The following is a 20,758-nucleotide window of genomic DNA, read 5'->3' as shown; positions in this document are numbered from 1 at the left end:
GTATCTGTGCCTGACGGACCCTGGAAATCAATGGCCAGCGGCGAGCAGCCGTTCTATCGTCGGCCATCGTTTTTGCGGGGGGTGAGCAGGAATGGATAAGAAGCCGGTGGGTCGCAGCTCGATGGCATTGACCGCGGACCTTGTCGCAAGGGTCGAGCGTGTCGAACCGGATCCGGGTCCCGAGCCCGGAACAACCGAGCATACAGACGCGGAGTTCGATAGTCTTGTCGAGCAACTTCTGTCGGAGCATCGGCCTGAAGCGCTATGGGTCTTTGCCTACGGGTCGCTGATCTGGAACCCCGAATTTGCCCATGTCGAGCAGCGCCCGGCCACGGCGCCAGGATGGCACCGCTCGTTCTGCCTGACGCTGACCCGTTGGCGCGGAACCCGTGATTTGCCGGCGCTGATGCTGGCGCTCGATCGAGGCGGCAGCTGCAACGGCATCGTCTATCGGCTGCCCGCGGAAGACCATGTCGGGCAACTTGGCCAGTTGATGCGCCGCGAGATCGATGCCAATCCGCCGACTAACGTGCCATGCTGGATCAAGGTCAAGACCAAGGATGGGCCGTTGCGGGCCTTGGCTTTCGTCGCCGCGCCAGACGGCAGGGCCTATGCCGGCCGGCTGCCATTGGAGCAGGTTGCCGACACGCTGGCGCGGGCTGCCGGGCATTGGGGCTCGTCGGCTCAATACCTGTTCCGAACCATCAGCAAGTTGGAAGAGAGCGGTATCCGCGACAGGAACCTTTGGCGCATCCAGGATCTGGTGGCCCAGCAAATCATCGCTTCCACCAGGAACGCCAATCCCGACTGATTTCTGAACGGTGAAACGCCTTAGCGGCAGGCGCGGTAGCCGCTTTTGCGGTTCTTGATGTCGAAATGGAAATGGTTGCGGTGATCGTAATTGTAGCCGGGACCGAGCACGGTGGTGAAATACTGGCAGCCGTCGGCACGCACATTGTTGAGGAAGCCGCGGGTGCGGAAGGCAAACAGGCCGGGCTTGCGCACGTCGATGTCGTCGCCGTTGTTGAGCTCGATGCTCATGACGTCGAGGGCGTTGCCCTTGCCGTGCTCGGACAGGACACCTTCGCCGGCGATGTTGCGGCAGGAATAGCTTGAGCCCTGGTGGATGGTCTTGACGCCCGAGAAATAGCGCCAGCGGGCGGAGGGAACCAGTTCGTTGCTGGTCCAGGCGGCGAAACTTGCGGCCATGTCGCAGGTCAATGTTGCGGCGGGCTTCATCTGGATGCCGCCGATGGCGGAGACCTTGACCGGCCAGTCTATGCCGCACTGTCCCTCGTGGATCGGCTGGACATCGGTGTAGACGACGCGAAGCCGCTTCAGCTCGCCACGGCAATCGGTTTCGCTGGCCGGCATCTGCTGCGGCTCCGACTCCGACATCGGCTCGTCCATGTGCGGATAGGCGGCAGTCATATAGGGATTGGACGGGACGAGCTTCTGCATGCCTTCATATTGCGGCACGGCCGCGGTCTGCGAGCCGACATCGACGGCCGGCTGCAGCGACAGCACGCTGCCAGTGTTGCAAGCCGAAACGGCGGCCAGCGCAAGACCGGCGGCCAGTATCGCTGCGCTTTTTGCCTTCGCGGCGCGAAATATTGCGGCCATGGGCGGAATCCTGTCCTTGATCGGTGGGATTTTAACGATCAAGGGTAAAGGAAAACTCAGCGTTCCCGTTCATGCCTGCGGCCGAAATGCGGCAGCCAGACCATCACCGGCATGACGATCACTGAAGGGCCATCACTGGCAGAAAGTGCCACCATTCCGGCGCGGTTCGAGATCGAGATGGAAATGCAGGGAATGGTCCGGGTCCGCGCCCGGTCCAAGCACGGTCTTGAACGGTCCGCAGGCGGCCTTGCGCACCGCATTGAGGAATTTGCCGTCCTTCTCGGGCGGCGTTGGACCGACTTCGACCTTTCTGCCATCTGACAACGTGAAGCTGGCAATATCGAGCGCGTTGCCGAAGGCATGTTCCGACAGATGGCGCGTGCCGTTGCGCGGCCGGCAGACAAAGGCCGATGCCTGGTTGATCGATTTCAGGTCGGCTCCGAACTCGGCTTTCGCCGCCGGCTGTATGATTTCGGCGGCAAAGCGGGCTGCAGCCTCGGCCATCGGGCAGTTGAGTTCGGTCGCGGGGCCGATGGCGATGGATTTTCCGAGCGACTTCAGCACCAGGGGATAGGGGATCGAGCAGCCGATGTCGGGATTGCTTTCCGCCTTATGCTCCTCGAATTCGACACCAAGGGCCGTCAGCCGCTCGCGACAGGCGGCTTCCGCCGCCGGCATTTTTGCATCGGGCAAATCGGCCGAGCGCGCATCGGGCAGCATCTTCTTGTCGCCGGCATCGGGTTTTTCAGGTGGTTGCGGAGCAACGGCCGGCGGCTGAGCTTCAGGTTCCGAAGTGTCTGGCTTTTGTGTCGGAATCGGCGCCGCGGCCGGCGGCTCGGGCTCGCTTTGCCTATCGGTCGACGGCTTCGGAGCTGACGGTCCGGGCCGCGCCTGCTTTTTAAAACCGGACTTTTCTTCGTTGAATCGATCGTCATTGGACCGTTTGGGCGCGCCAAGGGGGTTCGGACCTTCGGCCTTTTGCTTTTCGATCGGTGCTGCGCCGGTCTTCGGCGCCTCTGAAGGACGCGCCTCGGGCAGCGGGACAACGCGCGAGGGCTGCACCGGAACATCGGCGGGCGAGGGCTTTTTATCCGGGGTCTTTTGTTCCACCTGCTTTGGCGTGATGTGCCGCTTTGGACTGGGCTTCTGGCGGTGCTTGCTGCGCGGCTTAGGATGCGAGTCGACCCGCGGTGAAAACAGCTGCTCCAACCGCTGTGACAGCGGCGTGTAATGCTTCTTGCGCTGTTTGGCGTCGGCTTGCGTCAGCAGGGGCGTCAGCAGCAGAGCCGTGACGACCATGACCAGTGCAACCCTGCATGTTCGGGAAAGTACAACAGACCCCATCGTCCTCAACGGCGCGAGCGCCCGGAGGTTGCCTGCGGCCCTCTTCCTCGGTGAGGTCTTCCGCGCTTTCCTCCGCCAGACCGTCATGGTGGTGATTGGCATGTGATTCACCATCGAGCTCGACCTCATGCTCGGCACCGTCGGCATAGTCTTCGTTGACGGCAGCACTCAGTCCCTTTGCCTTGAGAATGAACAGGCGCACGGTGTCCGGGCCGATCGATAGCTCCCATTCCCGCTCACGGCGCTGTTGCACTCTCGGGCACCCCCGCTGATCATTTCCCGAATGATAGCGGATTTGCAGCGCGCGTCACGTCATGTTCTGATCCCTGGCTCCCGCCTTTGACCGAATTCAGGTTAGGCACGGCCGCACAAATAGTTTCGGCGGCTGCGGGTTTCCGGGATGAAAAGTCTGCATCCCGGCGTTAGCTTTTCATTATCGTCATTTTCCCTCAAGATCGTCATTATCCCTCAAGGAGGCTTCGATGCATAAAAGAGTGTTGATCCAGGCGGCTGCGGCGCTTGTCGCGCTGCAGTTCTTTGCGGTTCCGGTGTTTGCGGCCGGCGGCGGTGGCGGTGGTACCGAGACCACCACCCAGTGCAAGAAGGGGCAGGTCTGGGACAAGAAAAAGCAGAAATGCGTCGCGCCGAAGTACGGCATGCTGGACGACGACAACATCTACGATGCTGGTCACGACCTGGCCATGGCCGGGCGTTATGATGAGGCGATCGCCGTGCTCAGCCTTGCCGCCAACAAGCAGGATCCGCGCATCCTCAACTATCTCGGCTATTCGCATCGCCATTCCGGCCGTGTCACCGTCGGCCTCGGCTATTACGAGGAAGCGCTGCGCATCAACCCGGATTACACGCTGGTGCGCGAATATCTCGGCGAGGCCCATCTGCAGATCGGCGACCTGGCCGGCGCCCAGGCGCAGCTGGCCGAGATCGAGAAGCGGACCGGCAAAGGTTCCCGCGAATACGGCATGCTGGCCGAACAGATCTACCATTTCATGAGAAGCTGACCCCACCCCAACGGCTTCTCTGGGCCGGCTGCGAGCAATCGCAGTCGGTTTTTTGTTGTCGCAACTGCAACACGCTGCACGTGCCGTAACGACAATTGGACAATCGGCTCATGATTTTTCAAAAAGCCTGCTTTTTCAGCGTGAAAAACGCGCGAGGATCGCTATATTGGGGAAAATTGCGGTGAAACGGTTCCGTTAGCCCGAGGCTGCCGGACCCGTTTTCTTTTTATACCCATCGACAAGGCTTTCCCCGAAATGCGGGGGTGGCGGCAGGAAAGGTCAGGCATCATGAACAAGGTCCCGATGACAGGCGAGGGGTTCGCGTCATTGAAGGAAGAGCTGCGTTGGCGCCAGCAGGAGGAGCGGCCGCGCATCATCGAGGCGATCTCCGAAGCGCGCTCGCATGGCGACCTGTCCGAAAATGCCGAGTATCATGCCGCTAAAGAGGCGCAGAGCCTCAATGAGGGCCGTGTCAACGAACTGGAAGACTATATTGCTCGGGCCGAGGTGATCGACGTCACCAAGCTTAGCGGCGACAAGGTCAAGTTCGGCGCCACGGTGGTGCTGGTCGACGAGGACACCGAGGAAAAGAAGACCTACCAGATTGTCGGCGATCAGGAAGCGGACGTGAAATCGGGCCGTATCTCGATCTCATCGCCGATCGCGCGCGCGCTGATCGGCAAGGAAGTCGGCGACGCCATCGAGGTCAACGCGCCTGGCGGCGCCAGGGGTTATGAGATCGTCCAGGTGCAATTTATCTAGCACCTCAGATACTTCTGAAAGGCTCTAGGCTGGTGCTCGTGATTTGAGCGCCAGTTGCTTCTTAGCTTCCGCCACCACCTTCGCCGGCGTTAGGCGCTCCCCCGATGCGGCCAGCAACGTTGAGGCATATTGCCCGCGCGGGCCGGTCAAACCCGGCTCGGTCGCCAGGAACACCGCGACCGTCGGCAGGCCGAAGGCGCTGGCGAGGTGGGTCAGACCGGTGTCGGCGCCGATAACCAGCGTCGAGCGGCCAAGGATCGCGGCAATGTCTGCCAGCGGCGATCTCGGCACCACGATCGTTGACGGCACGGCTTTCGCGATTGCCTCGGCGACCGCCTTCTCACGCTCGTTCGACCAGGTGGTGACCGGCGTCATTCCGGTACCAACCAGCAGGCGAGCGGTTTCGATCCAGTCTTCGGCGGGCCATTTCTTGTCTTCGCGGCTGGTGCCGTGCAGCAGGAAGGCCGTCTTGCCGTCGATGCCGGCCAGGCGGCCCGGAGGCGGCACAATCCCGGATGCCAGGGTCGAAAGGTCGGGCTCGTAGCCGAGCGCCAGCCCGAACAGCCGGCGCGTGCGTTCGATGGCGTGCAGGTTGCGCGGCACGGCGTATTTGCGCTGGTAAAACAACGTTGCCGAGGGCTCCCGCGCGCTCGCGCGGTCGAAACCTGCGATTGGTGCCGCTGCCTGTTTCGCCACCAGGGCCGATTTCAGCAGCCCCTGCGCATCGATGACGAGGTCGTACTCGCCTGCTTGCAGAGCGCGGCGCAAGCTTGTCGCCTCCCGCCATGTGCCGGCGTTGAACAGATGCTTGCGCCAGCGCCGGATGGCGACGGTATGGATCTTTGCTATCGCCGGATGCAGCGCGACGATGCCGGCAAAGGCTTCTTCGACGCACCAGTCGAAGGCGATATCGGGGCGTTTGCGGCGTGCATCTTCGACGGCGGGGAAGGTGTGGATGACGTCGCCCATCGAGGAGGTCTTGACGATCAACACCTTCATGCGGCGGCCGGGAGTTCCAGCAACCTGTCCGCCGCCGCTGCCACTCGGGCAACGTCCAGCGTCTTCAGGCAGTTGAGGTGGCCGAGCGGACAGACCTTCCGGTGGCAGGGCGAACAGGACAGATGCAACCAGATCAGTTCGCGCTGTTCAGCCAAGGGCGGCGTGTTTTCCGGCGAGGTCGAACCGTAGACGGCAACGACCGGCGTGCCGACGGCGGCCGCGACATGCATCAGCCCGCTGTCGTTGGACACCGCCAGCCTGGCCGCGGCGATCAGGTCGATGGCGTCCTCCAGCCGCGTCTTTCCTGCCAGATCGACGACACCGGGCGCGAGTGCTGCGATCTCGGCGGTGACGTCGCGATCGTTCTTCGAGCCGAACAACGCGACCTTGAATCCTTTCGCCATCATCTCTCCGGCGAGGCCGGCATAGCTTTCGCTAGGCCAGCGTTTGGCCGGACCGAATTCGGCGCCGGGCATCATGGCGACGAATTTTCCCGGCTGCACTGCGAAGCGAGCGAGCAGATCTTTCTGATTGCCGGCGTCGACGGTGAGCCGCGGCGGCCGGAAATGTCCGCCTTGGGCGAGGCCAAAATAGGCCTGCGCGGTGCGCCGTTTGACGGCATCGGGCAGCGGCACGATGTCGGTCAGCAGGCCGTAGCGCATTTCCCGGAGATTGCCGAAGCGGCGGGGGATGCGGGCAAAGAACGGGATCAGCGCCGATTTCCAGCTGCCCGGCAGGACGTAGGCCATGTCGTAGCGGCCGCGCAGCAGGCGGCCGAAGCGGCGGCGAATGGTGAATTCGAGCGCGCCCGGTTGCAGCGGGAAATCGATCTGCTGGCGAATCTCGGGCATGCGCTTGACCAGCGGGGCCGCCCAGGCCGGGGCCAGCACGTCGATGGCGGCGTTGGGATGGACGTCCTTCAGCGCTGAAAACAGGCACTGCGCCATGACCATATCGCCCACCCAGCGTGGGCCGATCACGAGGATCGTTGGGCTTTCAGCCATTCGACATAGTCTCTGACGCCGGTTTCCACGCTGCGGAATTGCCCATTATAGCCGGCTGCGCGCAAGCGGGACATATCAGCCTGGGTAAAGCTCTGGTAGCTGCCCTTGAGGTGATCGGGGAATTCGATGAACTCGATCTCGCCCTTGCCCAGCGTATCGATCACGGTCTCGGCAATGGCGCGGAACGGCTGGGCGCGGCCGGTGCCGCAGTTGAAGATGCCGCTCGAGCCGCGCTTCCACAGCCACAGATTGACGTCGGCGACATCGCCGACATGAATGAAGTCGCGGCTTTGTTCGCCGGGGCCGAAGCCGTCATGGGCGCCGAACAGCTTTGGGTTTTCGCCGCGCCCGACCTGATTGAACAGATGGAAGGCGACCGAGGCCATGGCGCCCTTGTGCGCCTCGCGCGGGCCATAGACGTTGAAGTAGCGCAGGCCGGCGACCTGCGAATGATCGGTGTCGAACACAGTGCGCCTGACATAGTCGTCGAATAGTTTCTTCGAATAGGCGTAGACGTTGAGCGGCCGCTCAAGTGCGGGGTCCTCGCGAAACTCCGAACCGCCGCCGTAGACGGAAGCCGAGGAGGCATAGAGGAACGGTATGCGCAGCGAAAGACAGCCATGCAGCAAGCGCTTTGAGAAGGCGTAGTTCACGTCCATCATGAACTTGCCGTTCCATTCCGTGGTGGTCGAGCAGGCGCCCTGGTGGAAGACGGCCTCGACGCGGACTAGGTCGCCGGCTTCCAAGGTGGCCAAGAATTCGTCCTTGTCGAGATAGTCGGCTATCTGCAAATCGGCCAGGTTGGCGATCTTGTGGCCGTCGGTGAGGTCGTCGACGACGAGGATGTCATCATGGCCTTCGGCATTGAGTGCGGCGACGATGTTGGAGCCGATCATGCCGGCCCCGCCCGTGACGATGATCATGAATGCCTCTGGTTGCTTGCGATTCCGGTCCTTATAAGGGAGGCCAAGCGTACTGTCGATGAAGCACCACGACGCCACAGTGAGACCGCGAAGCGGCCCGCTTTATTCGAGGCCCGCAAGCTAGGGGACAAAAAATGCCGTCGACCGAACTGCTCATTGCGTTTTTCGCCACCACGGCGATCTTTGCCTATATTCCAGGACCGGCGATGCTCTATGCCGCCGCGCAGACCATGGCGCGCGGGCGCTGGTCGGGGCTGACGGCGGCACTTGGCATCCATCTTGGCGGTTATTTCCATGTCTTTGCGGCTGCCGCCGGGCTGTCGCTGCTCTTCCATGCGGTGCCGCCGCTCTACATGGCGGTCAAGCTCATCGGCGCGCTCTATCTGATCTGGCTTGGCGTGTCCTTGTTCCGCAAGCGCGGGGACGGTGACACGGCGCTGCCGGCGATCGAGCGCAAATCGGCGCGCCGGGCATTTTTCGAGAGCATCACCGTCGAAGTGCTCAATCCGAAGACGGCGATCTTCTTCATGGCGTTCCTGCCACAGTTCATCGATGCCTCGGCGGGGTTCCCGGTGTGGCTGCAATTCGTCGTGCTGGGCACCATCGTCAATTTAATGTTCTCTTCGGCAGATATTGTCTGCGTGTTGCTGGCAGGCATGGTGATCGCCCGGCTGAAGCGCTCCAGCCGTGCGCAGCGCATCATGCAGCGGGCGGGCGGGGCGGTGCTGGTCGGACTGGGCGTCCACGTCGCGTTGCAGAAGAGCTGACGGCCGCCCTGACGTTGCGCTGCGCGGATTTGCGGTATATCGGCTTCGCCATGAACGATCCGGCCCGTAAATTGACAATTTTCAGCGTGATTGAGGTCGGCCTTTCCCTCGCATTGCCAGTGACATGATCAAGCACAATCCGCCTTCGCCCGAACCTTTGCACCGCGCCATTGCCCGCTTTGGCGACGTTGCCGTGCTGGTGGTCGGCGACTTCATCCTCGACCGTTTCGTCAACGGCGTCATCGAGCGCATCTCGCCGGAAGCGCCGATCCCGGTGCTGCACGGGCGCGGCGAGACCTCGACGATGGGCGGCGCAGGCAACGTTGTCGCCAACATCGTCTCGCTGGGTGCCAGCGCTATTCCCATATCGGTGATCGGCACCGATGTGGCCGGCGACAATCTGGTGCGCATGCTGCGCGAACTCGGCGCCGATACGGCTGATATGGCGCAGGAGCGCGGTCGCATGACGTCGTCGAAGAGCCGCTTCAGCGCGCTCAATCAGCAGGTGCTGCGCTTCGATGAGGAAGAGATCAAGCCGCTCGACGACAAGGAACGGGCGGACCTGGTCCGGCATTTTCGCGCCGCACTCACGCGCGCCGACATCGTCATTCTGTCCGACTATGGCAAGGGCATCTTGCTCGACGGCGTCGCCGCCGACCTGATCGCCATCTGCCGCGAGGCGGGAAAACCGGTGCTGGTCGATCCCAAGGGCCGCGACTATGCGCGCTATGCCGGCGCGACCGCCATCACGCCCAACCGCAAGGAGCTTGGCGAAGCTGTCGGTCGCCCGGTTTTCGCCGACGACGAGATCGTCGCGGCGGCACGCCAGCTGATTTCGGCACATGGCTTCGACTTCGTCGTCGCCACCCGCAGCGAAAAGGGCATGAGCGTCGTCGGCGCGGATGAGGCGCGCCACATCGCCACCCAGGCGCGCGAAGTGTTCGACGTTTCGGGCGCCGGCGATACGGTAATCGCGAGCTTCGCGCTGGCTCTGGCCGCGGGCGCCGATCGCGTCATGGCCGCCTCCATCGCCAATGCCGCCGGCGGTGTGGTGGTGGGCAAACGCGGCACCGCGCGGCTGACCGTGGAGGAACTCACCGGCGCGCTGTTCCGCTCGCACGGCCCCACCGCCCATAAGGACGCCATCCTCGATGCCGCATCGGCCGCGCGCATGGTGGCGGCGTGGAAGGACGAGGGCCTGAGCGTCGGCTTCACCAATGGCTGCTTCGATATATTGCATGCCGGCCATGTCAGTCTTCTCCACGCGGCGCGCAGCCAGTGCGACCGGCTGGTGCTCGGCCTCAACAGCGATGCCTCGGTGCGTCGGCTGAAAGGCGCCGGGCGCCCCGTCAACGATCAGCATGATCGTGCCTGCGTGCTCGCCGCCCTGGCCTCGGTCGATGCGGTCGTGGTGTTCGAAGAGGATACGCCGCTGGCGCTGATCGAGGCGCTTCTGCCCGACATTCTGGTCAAGGGCGCCGACTACACGGTCGAAACCGTTGTCGGCGCCGATGTGGTGCAGAAGGCGGGCGGGCGCGTCGTCCTGGTCGACCTTGTCGCCGGCAAGAGCACCACCGGCACGATCGGCAAATTGCGCGCCGGCGGCGGTACCAACTGAGGGATTTCATGTCCGGACTGAATGACTATCTGGTCCGCTCGGCGGCCGCGATCACCGCGACAGTCGAGCGTGACCTGACCGCCGAGATGGAACGTGCTGTGAGTGCGGTCGTCGCCGCGCTTTCCTCGGGCAAGGCGCTGCTGGTCTGCGGCAATGGCGGCTCGGCCAGCGACGCCATCCACATTGCCACCGAACTGGTCGGCCGCTTCCTTAAGGAGCGCAAGGCCTACAATGTGATTGCGCTGCCGGCCAACGCGGGCATGCTGACCGCCTGGGGCAATGACTATGGCTTCGACACCGTGTTTTCGCGCCAGGTCGAGGCGCATGGCGCGCCCGGCGGCGTGCTGCTTGCCATCTCGACCAGCGGCAATTCGCCGAGCATTCTGGCTGCCGCCGAACAGGCTCGGATGATGGGCATGACGGTGGTCAGCCTCACCGGCGACAGCGGTGGCAAACTCAAGCCGCTCACCGACATACTGCTCAACGTGCCCTCGACCTCGACGCCGATCATCCAGCAGGGACATCTCTGCCTCTACCACTATCTCTGCGAGATGGTGGAAGACCGTCTGTCGAATGGCTGACACCGGGGCCTACGGTCCATACCCGCTGGCTGAGCCCGGCCTGTGGGTTGAGCGGGTAGGTTCGCGGGTGTTTCCAGCCAACGCGCCGGCGCTGTTCCTCGACCGCGACGGCACCATCAATGTCGACACCGGCTATCCCGACGATCCAGCCAAAATGGCGCTGCGCGACAGCATCGTGCCGGTCATCGCCGCCGCCAACCGGGGCAACATCCCGGTGGTCATCGTCACCAACCAGTCAGGCGTCGCGCGCGGCTATTTCGGCTGGAAGGAATTTGCCGCGGTCAACGGCCGGGTTCTCAAGCTGCTTGCCGCCGGCGATGCCTTCGTCGACATGGTTCTGGCCTGTGCGTACCACGAGGCGGGCAGCGGTCCGCTGGCGGTCGCCGACCATCCGATGCGCAAGCCCAATCCGGGCATGCTGCTACAGTCCCGGCAGCGCCTCGGCCTCGATCTCAAACGCTCGCTGATCGTCGGCGACAATCCCGCGGATATGCAGGCCGGACAACGTGCCGGCCTGCCGCGCGGCTGGCTGGTGGATGGCGAGGGAAGTAATGAGCCGGGCTTCGAGGTTCTGCCGCTGCGCAACCCCGATGATCTGGAAGGGCTTTTGAGGGCTGTCGAGTCGCTCGGATCGAGACTGATTTAGCTTTCCGGATCTGTTGCGACGCAATCTCAATGGGTTAGCTTGAGCGTTTCACCGTTTCGCAGAAACGGCGAGCCGATCCATTTCTTTGCTTTGACGCTATTCCCCAGGAAAGCACCACGCTCTTTTGCGGAAAAACTGCAGAGATCAGACATCATTCAAGCAAGAAATTTGCAGATGTCATTCCATCGAAGAACGAGGGGAATTCATTGAAGAAAGCAATCTCTGTTGCCGTTGTCTTATCGGCATTGGTTGTGCTGTCAGCCATAGGGTATGTCTGGCAAAAACACGGCGTGTATGGGCTCAATGCACTTCTTCGCCGCGGCGGAAGCTACTGGATCGCCGTTGCACCCGACGATGCGCGTCTCTCGCCTGCCATGCAGCTTGCGTTGAAATCGGAAATTCCTGATGTGACCGCTGGAGCCAGCTCATGGAATGAAACCGAGCCTGGATTTCAGGTCAGAGAAATCCCCGTCATGGCGGGCGACCGTGAAATTGACCGGCTCTATCTCAACCGTTTCGATCCAGCCAAATTCCGTTTCGTTGCCCGTAACGAGCCCAGTGGTGCCAAGGACATCGACCAGTGGGAAGCGGCACTCAATCCACAAGGCACAGGCGGCACCGTTCTGATCGTCAATGGCAGTTATTTCGGACTGAAGGGCGAAGCCGACACGCCCTTTGTCAGCATGGGTGCGAGGCTCGGGCCGGATGAATACGATGCGAAGGCCGGCGCCTGGTTCGTGAATGCCTCCGGCACGCATGTGGTCGATCTCAATTCACGTGACTGGCGCGCAGTCACGGAGAATGCCGAAAACGCTATGGTTTCCTATCCATTGCTTGTCGGTGAGGACGGCCGCAACAATGTACGCGCCAAGAGCAACTGGTTGGCCAACCGCACCTTTATCGCGGAAGATCGTCAGGGCTGGATCATCGTCGGTTCGACCAAGGACGCTTTCTTCTCGCTGGACCGGCTAGCAAACTTCCTGTTGCAGACCGACCTCGATCTCAAGACGGCGCTAAACCTCGATGGCGGGCCTGTTGCCTGCCTCAGCGTCCGCTCCGGGAACTACCGGTTGAAACACTATGCCAAGTGGGAAGCCCAGGTCGCAGATGGCGACGTCTCACTGCTTCAAGCACCGCTAGATGTGCCCTGGGGATTGCCTGTTGTTCTCACGGTGGAGCGCAGGTAGCAGATCCTGCCCTTGGCAGGGTGGGTCAAAGTACTCCCGATTCCGTAGCTGAAACCGGATGGCATATTCAACCTTGGCCGCTCATGTTCACGCAATCTGACCCGGAATACCCTACGATTTCGGCGCCAGAATTCGCTTTCTGGCTCATATTCGTCGTCAACATAATTGTGATCGGCGCGGCGTTTCTCGCGTCAACAAACATTTTCCGTCTCAAATGGTTGCCGCATGTCATCACATTCGTCTGGCTTGCTGCTCACCTATTTTGCTAGGCTTTTTAGCTTTGCCGGAGATGTCCCCTGGTGAGAGCCCCGGCCCTGGCGACGGCTTCATTCTTTTGCCAGTTGTCGGAGAGGTAGCAGTGTGTCTGTTGGGGTATGTCTTGGTCGGCGTCGCACATGCTTTTTCGAAGTTAATCTCGCTTATGAGGCGCTGAACGCCACCAGCCCTTCGTCCTTGACGCGGCGGATGGTCAGCGCGGTGCGCACCGTGTCGACATTGGGGGCCGAGGCCAGTTCTTCAATGACGAAGGTCTGGAACGTGCCGAGATCGCTCGCCACGCAATGCAGCAGGAAGTCGGATTCGCCCGAGACCATCCAGGCGTCGCGCACGATCGGCCAGCCGCGAGTGCGCTCGGCGAAAGCTTTGAGCTCCGCGTCGGCCTGGTGATGCAGGCCGATCAGGCAGAAGGCGACGACATCCATGCCGAGCGCCGGCGCGTTGAGCAAGGCGCGATAGCCTTTGATGATGCCGGTTTCCTCCAGCCGCCGGACACGGCGCAGGCAGGGCGGCGCGGAAATGCCGACGCGGCTCGACAGTTCGACATTGGTCATGCGCCCGTCGGCCTGAAGCTCGCGCAGAATCTTCCAGTCGATGGCGTCGAGGTCGGCTTTCAGGGGCATGGCGGTCTCGGCTTAGCGCAAGAATCTTTCGCGATCTCGTCCTTAAACGACTTTTGTGGCGATGCCAGCCCTTGGTCGGGCGATTTTGCGACCGTAACGGAAGCGGCCATTGCGCGAATAAGCCTGTGGGCCGAAGCTTTCCGGGGACGACGGCCTGATCGTCTTGCTGGTGTGGTTGGCAACCCTTACATTACCAGCACCGTTTCACGTCTTTTTCCAAGGCACACTCGATTGTCCGCCCCGCAGAGGCTTTAGATGACCACCAAGCACGCGCCTGTCCTTATCATCGGTTCCGGCCCGGCCGGCTATACGGCGGCGGTCTACGCCGCGCGCGCCATGCTGAAGCCGATGCTCGTCGCCGGCCTGCAGCAGGGCGGCCAGCTGATGATCACCACCGATGTCGAAAACTATCCGGGCTTCGCCGATCCGATCCAGGGCCCGTGGCTGATGGAGCAGATGCTGAAGCAGGCCGAGCATGTCGGCACTGACATCGTCAACGACATCATCACCGAGGTCGACCTCAATGTGCGGCCGTTCCGCGCCACGGGCGATTCCGGCACCACCTACACGGCCGATGCGCTGATCATCGCCACCGGTGCGCAGGCGAAGTGGCTGGGCATCCCCACCGAACAAACCTTCATGGGCTTCGGCGTGTCGGCCTGCGCCACCTGCGATGGTTTTTTCTATCGCGGCAAGGATGTCGCTGTCATCGGCGGCGGCAATTCGGCGGTGGAGGAGGCGCTCTATCTCTCCAATCTGGCGAAGAGCGTGACCGTCATCCACCGGCGCAACGATTTCCGCGCCGAGCGCATCCTGCGTGAGCGGCTGTTGAAAAAGGACAATGTCCGAGTCATCTGGGACACGATCGTCGACGAGATCACCGGCCGGCCCGGCAAGACGCCGCTGCCGCCTTCGGTCGAAGGGCTGAAGCTCAGAAATGCGATGACCGGCGAGGTCAGCCATCTCCAGGTGGACGGCGTGTTCGTGGCGATCGGCCATGCGCCGGCGGTGGAATTGTTTGTCGGCAAGCTGAAGCAGAAGCCGAACGGCTATCTGTGGACGGCGCCGAATTCGACCCGCACCGATGTGCCCGGCGTGTTCGCCGCCGGTGACGTGACCGACGATATCTACCGTCAGGCGGTGACCGCCGCCGGGCTCGGCTGCATGGCCGCGCTCGAGGCGGAAAAATACCTGGCCGGCATCGAGGTGCACCGCGAAGCGGCGGAATAAAATCTATCAAGACGGCGTCGCAAGCCGTTCAAAAGCCTGATTTTTCATTCAGACGCCAAAAACAGAACGAGGGGAACTCAATGGCGTTGGACTGGGACAAGCTTCGCGTGTTTCACGCAGCGGCGGAGGCTGGGTCGTTTACCCATGCCGCCGAGACTTTGCACCTGTCGCAATCGGCGATTTCACGCCAGGTCAGCGCGCTCGAACATGATGTCGGGGTGCCGCTGTTCAATCGCCATGCCCGCGGCCTGGTGCTGACCGAGCAGGGCGAAATGCTGTTCCGCACGGCGCATGACGTGCTGATGAAGCTGGAGACCATCAAGTCGAAGCTGACCGAGGCCAAGGACCGTCCCTCAGGCGTGCTGAGGGTAACGACCACGGTCGGGCTCGGCGCCGGCTGGCTGACCGAGCGGGTGCAGGAATTCATCGAGCTCTATCCGGAAATCAGCCTGCAGCTGATCCTGGCCAATGAGGAACTCGACCTCACCATGCGCCAGGCCGACTGCGCGATACGGCTGCGCCAGCCGCAGCAGCCCGACCTTATCCAGCGCCGCCTGTTCACCGTGCATTTCCACCTCTATGCCTCGCCGTCCTATGTCGGCAAGCACGGCAAGCCGACCTCGGTCGCCGATCTGAAGAACCATCGCATCGTCACTTTCGGTGTGCCGGTGCCGTCGCATCTGTCGGAGCTGAACTGGCTGGAAACGATCGGCGATTTCGACGGTGGGCAAAGGGTGCCGACGCTGCAGATCAACGACATCTTGTCGATCAAGCGCGCCGTGCAGGGCGGCGCCGGCATCGCCATGCTGCCCGACTACGTGATCTCCAAGGAATCGGATTTGGTGCAGCTTTTGCCGGAGACCGAGGTGCCGTCCTTCGACACCTATTTCGCCTATCCCGATGCAATGAAGAACCAGGCCAAGCTGCACGTCTTCCGCGACTTCATCATCGCCAAAGCGCGCAGCTGGTCATTTTAAACATGCCCTTGGGAGGTGCTGGTCACCCCCGCCAAGGCGTCAGCCGTGGCAGCCAGCCGGGAACATTGCGGCGGTAGGTCTCGTATTCGCCACCGTAGCGGCGGGCGAGAGTCGGCTCCTCATAGAACCTGACGAAAGAGCCCATGACGATCGCGCCGATGGCGGCATAGGCAGCGACGCTCCAGCTTGAAAACAGCAACGCCTGGCCGAGGATGATCGACAGCACGGCGACGTACATCGGGTTGCGGACATGGCGGTAGACGCCGCCGATCACCAGTCTCTCGGTGGGTGCTACAGGCGCCGGCGTGCCCATGCCTTCGAGCGCGAAGCGGGCAAAGGAATGGACGAGCAGGGCGATGGCCGCGACGATTAGGATGGAGCCAGCCGGCACGAAGCCGGGCACCGTCGACAGCGGCAGACGGTAGCGGTCCGTCAGCAGCCAGGGCACCAGCCCGGCCACGACACAAGGTGCGGCGATGAAGAAGACCGCGCTGCCGGCGATCGCCTGGGGTGTCCGCATGTCAGGTCTCCCTTCTTCCGGCCGACCCTTCCCATCCCGCTGCCGCAAAAATAAACGCCTGCTGCCCGATTCAACGTCATTCGGCTTTTTGCCCGCGAGCGCGAGAATCAGCCCGACTTGCGGTTCTGCGAAGGCAACCGCACGGTCGCGCCATTCATTTGGCAACTTTTCGTGGTCCTATGGCCCCTAGACATGGGTTAGACCACAGCCTGTACCTTTTTGCATGCGTGTGTTGCAAAATAGATGCTTGTTTCTTGGGCATGAACAGCACATATATAGATCATCTCCTGGGCGCGTTCTCCTCCCATTAGCGCCCTCGAGTGTTCCCCTCTGGAGGTTAGCCTTAACAGGCACTTCCAATCAAACTCAGCCGGATCTTCATTGATCCGGCTTTTTTGTTTCCGGGCCTGCCGTAGCCAGCGAAAAATCGAGCAAAATCGCCGCGTAACAGTGACATGTAACCTCAGGTAACATGCCGCAGGCGCGATTCATCGTTTAAGCAGATCATAGGACGCGGTGTGGTTCGACCGGGAGATGGGGGCATCACTCGGAAGATCCGGGCTCAGGCGGCTACCGCGTCCGAACCTATTCGTCTGTCAGTGCCGCATGGCGCGGCGGATACGTGCGGCGGACCTGCCGTTTTCCTCCCAAGAAGACGGTCCGCAATAAGAGCGGCGTCCGGGTCATCCGGGCGCCGTTTTTTGTGCGGATCATCCTTCGGCCTGTCAGGCAGCCTTGCCGTTGGCGTTCATCGCCTCGTCGGCCAACCGACCGGTCAGCTCGGCCATGTGATCGAAGGCGCAACGATAGCTGGCGACGCCGGAGGTCGCCGAGCGCAGTTCGATGATCAGGTCGCCGATCTCGGCCTGCGGCATGGTCGCCTCCACGACATCCCATCCCGGCCAGTCAGGCCGCGCGTCGTAGCCAAGGATCTGGCCGCGCCGTTGCGGGATCAGCGCGATGATCTTCGAAGTGGCTTCGGACGGCGTGACGATCTCGACCTTCATGACCGGCTCGAGCAGCACCGGCGAGCAGGCCGCCATGCCTTCCTTCATGGCCAGCTTGGCCGCCATCTGGAAAGCCATGTCGGAGGAATCGACGGCGTGGTAGGAGCCGTCGGAGAGGTTGACGGCGACATCGACGACAGGGAAGCCGAGCGGGCCGGATTTCAGATAATCGCGCACGCCGGTTTCGACCGACTGGATGTAGGTCTTGGGCACGACGCCGCCGGTGATGGTGTCCGAGAACTGAAAGCCGGAGCCGCGCGGCAGCGGCTTGATCTCGATCACCACATCGCCGAACTGGCCATGGCCGCCGGACTGCTTCTTGTGGCGGCCGCGCTGCTGCACCGTCTTTCGGATCGTCTCGCGATAGGGGACGGCAGGCGCATGGCCTTCGACCGGAATCTGATTCTTGCCTTCCAGCCGCTCGCGCACGACCCGCAGATGCATCTCGCCATGGCCGGACAGCACGGTCTCGGCCGAGTCCTGGTTGTGGCGCAAGGTGAGCGAGGGATCTTCCTCGGCCAGGCGCTGGATGGCCGCCGACATTTTGACCTCGTCCTTGCGCTCCTTCGGCCGTAGCGCAAAGGCAAAGACCGGCTGCGGCGGCGTAAGCGTGACCAGCGGCTTGATACCGCCCTTCGTGGAACTCAACGTCTGGCCGGTCTTGACCTCGTCCAGCTTGCCCAACGCCACCGTGTCGCCGGCCTTGGCAGCGGTGAGCTTGGACTGGTCCTTGCCGAGCATCTTGTAGATGCCGGAGACCTTCGCCGTCNGCCTTGGCAGCGGTGAGCTTGGACTGGTCCTTGCCGAGCATCTTGTAGATGCCGGAGACCTTCGCCGTCTCGCCATTCGACAAATAGAGTTCGGCTGCATCGGCGATCTGGCCGGAGAGTACGCGCGACACGGACAGCTTGCCGCCATGCGCGGTGTGGATGGTCTTCATCACCTGGACCACGGTGTGATTGCCGTCGAGGACGCCGAGCCGTTTGCGCGTCGCCTCGACATCCGGTGCGTCATGGCGGATCGCCTTCAAAAGGCGCAGCACGCCGTTGCCTTTTTCGGCGGTGCCGATAAGCACCGGCGTTATGGCGCCGGCGCGCAGGTCGGCGGACAGATCGTCGAAGACCGCGTCTTTCGGCGGCTCGATCTCCTCCAGCAACTGCTCCATCAACTGGTCGTCATGGTCGGCAAGCGTCTCCAGCATGGAGAAGCGAGCCTCCAGTTCGCGCGCCTTGTCGTCAGTTGGAATTTCGGCAACCTGGCTTTCGGCATATTCGCGGTAGATGTAGGCGCGCTCTAGCGCCAGGTCGATGGAACCGATCACCACATTGTCCTTGCGCAGCGGAATCTGGCGCAGCAACAGCGGCGCCGCGCTCGCCGGCTGCAGCATCTTCAGCGTATCGCGTACGCCGGCGATTGCCTTGTCGACCTTGTTGAGGAACAGGATGCGCGGCACGCCGAGATCGTCGAGCTTGCGCATGATGAGCTGCAAGGCTGGGATCTTCTTCTCGTCGGCCTCGGCGACGACCACCGCGAGATCGCAGGCTGCCAGCACCGGCTCGGCCTCGAAGGAGAATTCGATCGATCCGGGACAGTCGACGAAGGTGATCTGCTCGCCCATGAATTCGGTGGTGGCAAAGGTCGCCTCGACGCTCATGGCGTGCGCCCGCGCCTCGGGCGAATGATCGGAAACGGTGCTTCCCGATGAAACGGGATTTTGGCGGGGGATGGCGCCCGTACGGGCGAGGATGGCTTCGAGAAGTGTCGTCTTACCGCTTGCAAAGGGACCGACTATGGCAATGCATTTCGGTCCCGTGCGTCGTCCTCCGGCGCGAGTACCCATGGCTGACCTCCACTCAGGCTTGGCCCTTGGAGTGCGATCAGCAAAAGTGGAAACGGTTTTGCGCCGATCGCACCCTGTCGTGAGCGGCGGCCGGCCTGTTCGACCGTCGCGGGGCGGGGTTGTTTCTCTTAGCCACCTGCCCAAGCCCATCGTCCCACGGGTTAGCCGGCAGGGCAAGGAAAATAGAAATCGCGCCGCCGTCAGGCGGCCGAGGCAAGACCCGGGGATCAGAACCGTCGGGCGATTTCAGCTTGCCTGAGTGCGGCGCGTGGGCGTGGCGGCTGCACTCTGCTTCACCACCATCTCGGCGTAGCGCGACAGCAACGGGTTGAACAGGTCCGGACGTTCCCAGAAGGGCGCATGGCCGGCGCCTGGTATGACATGGCATTGTTCCCACAGCGAGCCATAGGCCACCGTCTCGAAGTAACTCAGCCGCACCAGCGGATCATGCTCTCCATTGATCACCGCAACCGGGAACGGGGCGTGCTCGACCACCTGTTTCTGGTCGGCGCCCTTGCCCGCAAACATGGAGCGCGCCACGCCGGCGCGAAGCCGGCCGTCGGTGCGCCTGATGGCTTCGCGGAAAGACGGACTGGCGGTGTCGCCGTAGCACAGAGCCTCAAAACGCTCGATGTCGCGTTCGGAGTAGACCTTCTTGGAGGCGAGCAGCATGTCCCAGTTGGCGTGAAAGCCGCGCAGCATGCCAAGCGGCCCCCGCGACACCGGCGGCGCTCCGGTCAGCACCAGGCCGCTGACCGCATGGTGAAAGCTGGCCAGTTCGACCGCCACATGGCCGCCGAGCGACCAGCCGAAGATGATGGCGTGGCCGATGCCCAAAGCGTCGAGAAGCCGGGCTGTGGTCTGGGCAAGGCCGGTAATCGTATAGGCGGTCGCCGGGTCGCGGGCATCGGAGGACTCGCCGTGGCCGGGAAGGTCGAAGGCGATCAGCCGATGGGCGTCGGCAAGCGGGCTATCGAACTGACGGGCAAACACGGCGCGCGAACTGCCCGAGCCATGGATCATGACGATGGGCATGCCGGACCCAGACGACTGGCTGAGGCGCAAGTCGGCCTGCGGCGTGCGGATGGTGCGGTGAGTGATGCTCATGCTGGATTAGACCTTGAGATTTGCCTGACCGCCAACATCGCATCGCTGGCTCTATATGTTCTTTAAACATGTGGTTAAGAAACGATTTCTAAAGAGATAGCCGGCACGAACCTCCGGCTCCATGGCAACCACCCGCGGAATCCCGACAATGGAACCAGTCCTCGATCTTCTTGTCTCGATCTGCAGCATCGCGACGCTTGGCCAGTATGTCTGGTCGATGCGGGCGCATTTCCAATCGCAGGCGATGTCTCCAGGCGCCATGGTGATTTCGGCGGCGGTCATCGCCACGGCGCTGTTCTTTCTCGCCATCCTTTGGATCCAATCGCAGCCGGGTTCGGCAAAGCTCACCGGACTTGCCGTCGAACTGGCGAGCTCTGCCCTGTTCTGGTGGGCGATTGTCACGTCGCGCAAGGCGCGGTTGCGCTTCGCCTTCGCACCCGACGATCCGCACAGCCTGCTGACCGACGGCCCCTACGGCCATGTCCGCCACCCCTTCTATACGTCCTACATCGTCTTCTGGATCGGGTGGGGGATCGCGATCTGGTCGGTCTGGGCGGTGGTGCCGGTCGCCGGGATCGCTATCCTCTATGTGTTTGCGGCGCTGGACGAAGAGAAGAAATTTTCGCGCACGCCGCTGGCCGGAGCCTACGCGGACTATCGCGTACGTGCCGGCCTGTTCTGGCCCCGGCTGGGGTGGTAGCCGGC

20 protein-coding genes and 2 pseudogenes are annotated in these 20,758 nt (G+C 62.5%); 12 read left to right on the top strand and 10 right to left on the bottom strand.

The genetic code is table 11. The features are described 5' to 3' along the window. Nucleotides 1-121: 121 nt before the first annotated feature. On the top strand, nucleotides 122-811 hold the full coding sequence (locus X730_RS163515; RefSeq protein ID WP_245261278.1) for a gamma-glutamylcyclotransferase: 690 nt from the start codon (nucleotides 122-124) through the stop codon (nucleotides 809-811). Between the two features lie 20 nt (nucleotides 812-831). On the opposite strand, the gene X730_RS163520 is transcribed toward X730_RS163515, so the two are convergent. Both X730_RS163520 and X730_RS163525 read right to left on the bottom strand, forming a co-directional pair. Beyond that, nucleotides 832-1,623: an extensin family protein gene (locus tag X730_RS163520; protein ID WP_023695766.1), complete on the bottom strand. Its 792-nt coding sequence runs from the start codon at nucleotides 1,621-1,623 to the stop codon at nucleotides 832-834. A 132-nt stretch (nucleotides 1,624-1,755) separates the two neighbouring features. Next, nucleotides 1,756-2,832 carry an extensin family protein gene (locus X730_RS163525; RefSeq protein WP_023825338.1) on the bottom strand — a complete coding sequence of 359 codons (1,077 nt, stop codon included), beginning with the start codon at nucleotides 2,830-2,832 and terminating at the stop codon, nucleotides 1,756-1,758. A gap of 79 nt (nucleotides 2,833-2,911) precedes the next feature. On the opposite strand from X730_RS163525, the gene X730_RS1000000168025 reads away from it, so the two are divergent. Continuing rightward, the gene (locus X730_RS1000000168025) at nucleotides 2,912-3,073 is read left to right on the top strand and encodes a hypothetical protein (protein WP_196814780.1); all 162 of its coding nucleotides are present in this window, start codon (nucleotides 2,912-2,914) and stop codon (nucleotides 3,071-3,073) included. On the opposite strand, the pseudogene X730_RS1000000168430 reads toward X730_RS1000000168025, so the two are convergent. After that, a pseudogene (locus X730_RS1000000168430) lies at nucleotides 3,008-3,220 on the bottom strand (hypothetical protein); the annotation flags it as partial. The gene X730_RS1000000168025 and the pseudogene X730_RS1000000168430 overlap by 66 nt on opposite strands. Nucleotides 3,221-3,449: 229 nt before the next feature. Here X730_RS1000000168430 and X730_RS163530 point away from each other — a divergent pair. Both X730_RS163530 and greA read left to right on the top strand, forming a co-directional pair. Then, nucleotides 3,450-3,986 (top strand): tetratricopeptide repeat protein, encoded by a 537-nt coding sequence (locus X730_RS163530; protein WP_023741092.1) that lies wholly within the window; start codon nucleotides 3,450-3,452, stop codon nucleotides 3,984-3,986. A gap of 288 nt (nucleotides 3,987-4,274) precedes the next feature. Then, nucleotides 4,275-4,748 carry a transcription elongation factor GreA gene (greA, locus tag X730_RS163535; protein WP_023671981.1) on the top strand — a complete coding sequence of 158 codons (474 nt, stop codon included), beginning with the start codon at nucleotides 4,275-4,277 and terminating at the stop codon, nucleotides 4,746-4,748. Nucleotides 4,749-4,772: 24 nt separating this feature from the next. Here the strand turns inward: greA and waaC are convergent, their stop codons facing one another. Genes waaC through rfaD form a run of 3 tightly spaced genes read right to left on the bottom strand, consistent with a single transcriptional unit; the run spans nucleotide 4,773 to nucleotide 7,674 of the window. After that, entirely contained in the window at nucleotides 4,773-5,747 is a 975-nt protein-coding gene (gene waaC, locus X730_RS163540; protein ID WP_023825336.1) for a lipopolysaccharide heptosyltransferase I, read from the bottom strand. After that, complete coding sequence (gene waaF, locus X730_RS163545; RefSeq protein ID WP_023695762.1) at nucleotides 5,744-6,751, bottom strand: lipopolysaccharide heptosyltransferase II; 1,008 nt, start codon at nucleotides 6,749-6,751, stop codon at nucleotides 5,744-5,746. The genes waaC and waaF overlap by 4 nt, the downstream gene beginning before the upstream one ends. Continuing rightward, complete coding sequence (rfaD, locus tag X730_RS163550) at nucleotides 6,724-7,674, bottom strand: ADP-glyceromanno-heptose 6-epimerase (protein ID WP_023825335.1); 951 nt, start codon at nucleotides 7,672-7,674, stop codon at nucleotides 6,724-6,726. The genes waaF and rfaD overlap by 28 nt, the downstream gene beginning before the upstream one ends. Nucleotides 7,675-7,808: 134 nt before the next feature. Here rfaD and X730_RS163555 point away from each other — a divergent pair, with 134 nt between their 5' ends. The 5 genes from X730_RS163555 (at nucleotide 7,809) to X730_RS163575 (ending at nucleotide 12,473) form a co-directional block, all read left to right on the top strand. After that, nucleotides 7,809-8,441, top strand: a complete 633-nt coding sequence (locus X730_RS163555) for a LysE family translocator (RefSeq protein ID WP_023825334.1) — start codon at nucleotides 7,809-7,811, stop codon at nucleotides 8,439-8,441. A 124-nt stretch (nucleotides 8,442-8,565) separates the two neighbouring features. Continuing rightward, on the top strand, nucleotides 8,566-10,059 hold the full coding sequence (gene rfaE1, locus X730_RS163560; RefSeq protein WP_023671976.1) for a D-glycero-beta-D-manno-heptose-7-phosphate kinase: 1,494 nt from the start codon (nucleotides 8,566-8,568) through the stop codon (nucleotides 10,057-10,059). A gap of 8 nt (nucleotides 10,060-10,067) precedes the next feature. Beyond that, nucleotides 10,068-10,640, top strand: a complete 573-nt coding sequence (locus X730_RS163565; RefSeq protein WP_023825333.1) for an SIS domain-containing protein — start codon at nucleotides 10,068-10,070, stop codon at nucleotides 10,638-10,640. Beyond that, on the top strand, nucleotides 10,633-11,286 hold the full coding sequence (locus X730_RS163570) for an HAD family hydrolase (protein ID WP_023728202.1): 654 nt from the start codon (nucleotides 10,633-10,635) through the stop codon (nucleotides 11,284-11,286). Before X730_RS163565 ends, X730_RS163570 begins: the two co-directional genes overlap by 8 nt. 206 nt (nucleotides 11,287-11,492) lie before the next feature. Continuing rightward, the gene (locus X730_RS163575; RefSeq protein WP_245261277.1) at nucleotides 11,493-12,473 is read left to right on the top strand and encodes a phosphodiester glycosidase family protein; all 981 of its coding nucleotides are present in this window, start codon (nucleotides 11,493-11,495) and stop codon (nucleotides 12,471-12,473) included. 419 nt (nucleotides 12,474-12,892) lie between these two features. Here the strand turns inward: X730_RS163575 and X730_RS163580 are convergent, their stop codons facing one another. Next, nucleotides 12,893-13,372: an Lrp/AsnC family transcriptional regulator gene (locus tag X730_RS163580; protein ID WP_023825331.1), complete on the bottom strand. Its 480-nt coding sequence runs from the start codon at nucleotides 13,370-13,372 to the stop codon at nucleotides 12,893-12,895. 255 nt (nucleotides 13,373-13,627) lie between these two features. On the opposite strand from X730_RS163580, the gene trxB reads away from it, so the two are divergent. After that, the gene (trxB, locus tag X730_RS163585) at nucleotides 13,628-14,602 is read left to right on the top strand and encodes a thioredoxin-disulfide reductase (protein WP_023671971.1); all 975 of its coding nucleotides are present in this window, start codon (nucleotides 13,628-13,630) and stop codon (nucleotides 14,600-14,602) included. 80 nt (nucleotides 14,603-14,682) lie between these two features. Beyond that, complete coding sequence (locus X730_RS163590) at nucleotides 14,683-15,579, top strand: LysR family transcriptional regulator (protein WP_023671970.1); 897 nt, start codon at nucleotides 14,683-14,685, stop codon at nucleotides 15,577-15,579. Nucleotides 15,580-15,601: 22 nt separating this feature from the next. On the opposite strand, the gene X730_RS163595 is transcribed toward X730_RS163590, so the two are convergent. The 3 genes and pseudogenes from X730_RS163595 to X730_RS163600 form a co-directional block, all read right to left on the bottom strand. Then, entirely contained in the window at nucleotides 15,602-16,099 is a 498-nt protein-coding gene (locus tag X730_RS163595) for an isoprenylcysteine carboxylmethyltransferase family protein (protein WP_023671969.1), read from the bottom strand. A 725-nt stretch (nucleotides 16,100-16,824) separates the two neighbouring features. Next, a pseudogene (locus tag X730_RS01000000164085) lies at nucleotides 16,825-18,946 on the bottom strand (elongation factor G). 246 nt (nucleotides 18,947-19,192) lie between these two features. Beyond that, entirely contained in the window at nucleotides 19,193-20,053 is an 861-nt protein-coding gene (locus tag X730_RS163600; protein ID WP_023825330.1) for an alpha/beta hydrolase, read from the bottom strand. A 148-nt stretch (nucleotides 20,054-20,201) separates the two neighbouring features. On the opposite strand from X730_RS163600, the gene X730_RS163605 reads away from it, so the two are divergent. Then, nucleotides 20,202-20,753, top strand: a complete 552-nt coding sequence (locus X730_RS163605; RefSeq protein ID WP_023695759.1) for an isoprenylcysteine carboxylmethyltransferase family protein — start codon at nucleotides 20,202-20,204, stop codon at nucleotides 20,751-20,753. Nucleotides 20,754-20,758 lie beyond the last annotated feature (5 nt).

The sequence above is a fragment of the Mesorhizobium sp. L103C131B0 genome (assembly GCF_000502275.1).
Classification (GTDB): domain Bacteria; phylum Pseudomonadota; class Alphaproteobacteria; order Rhizobiales; family Rhizobiaceae; genus Mesorhizobium.
Note: the sequence above shows the minus strand (reverse complement) of the source record. Positions and strands in the feature narration are given on the sequence as shown.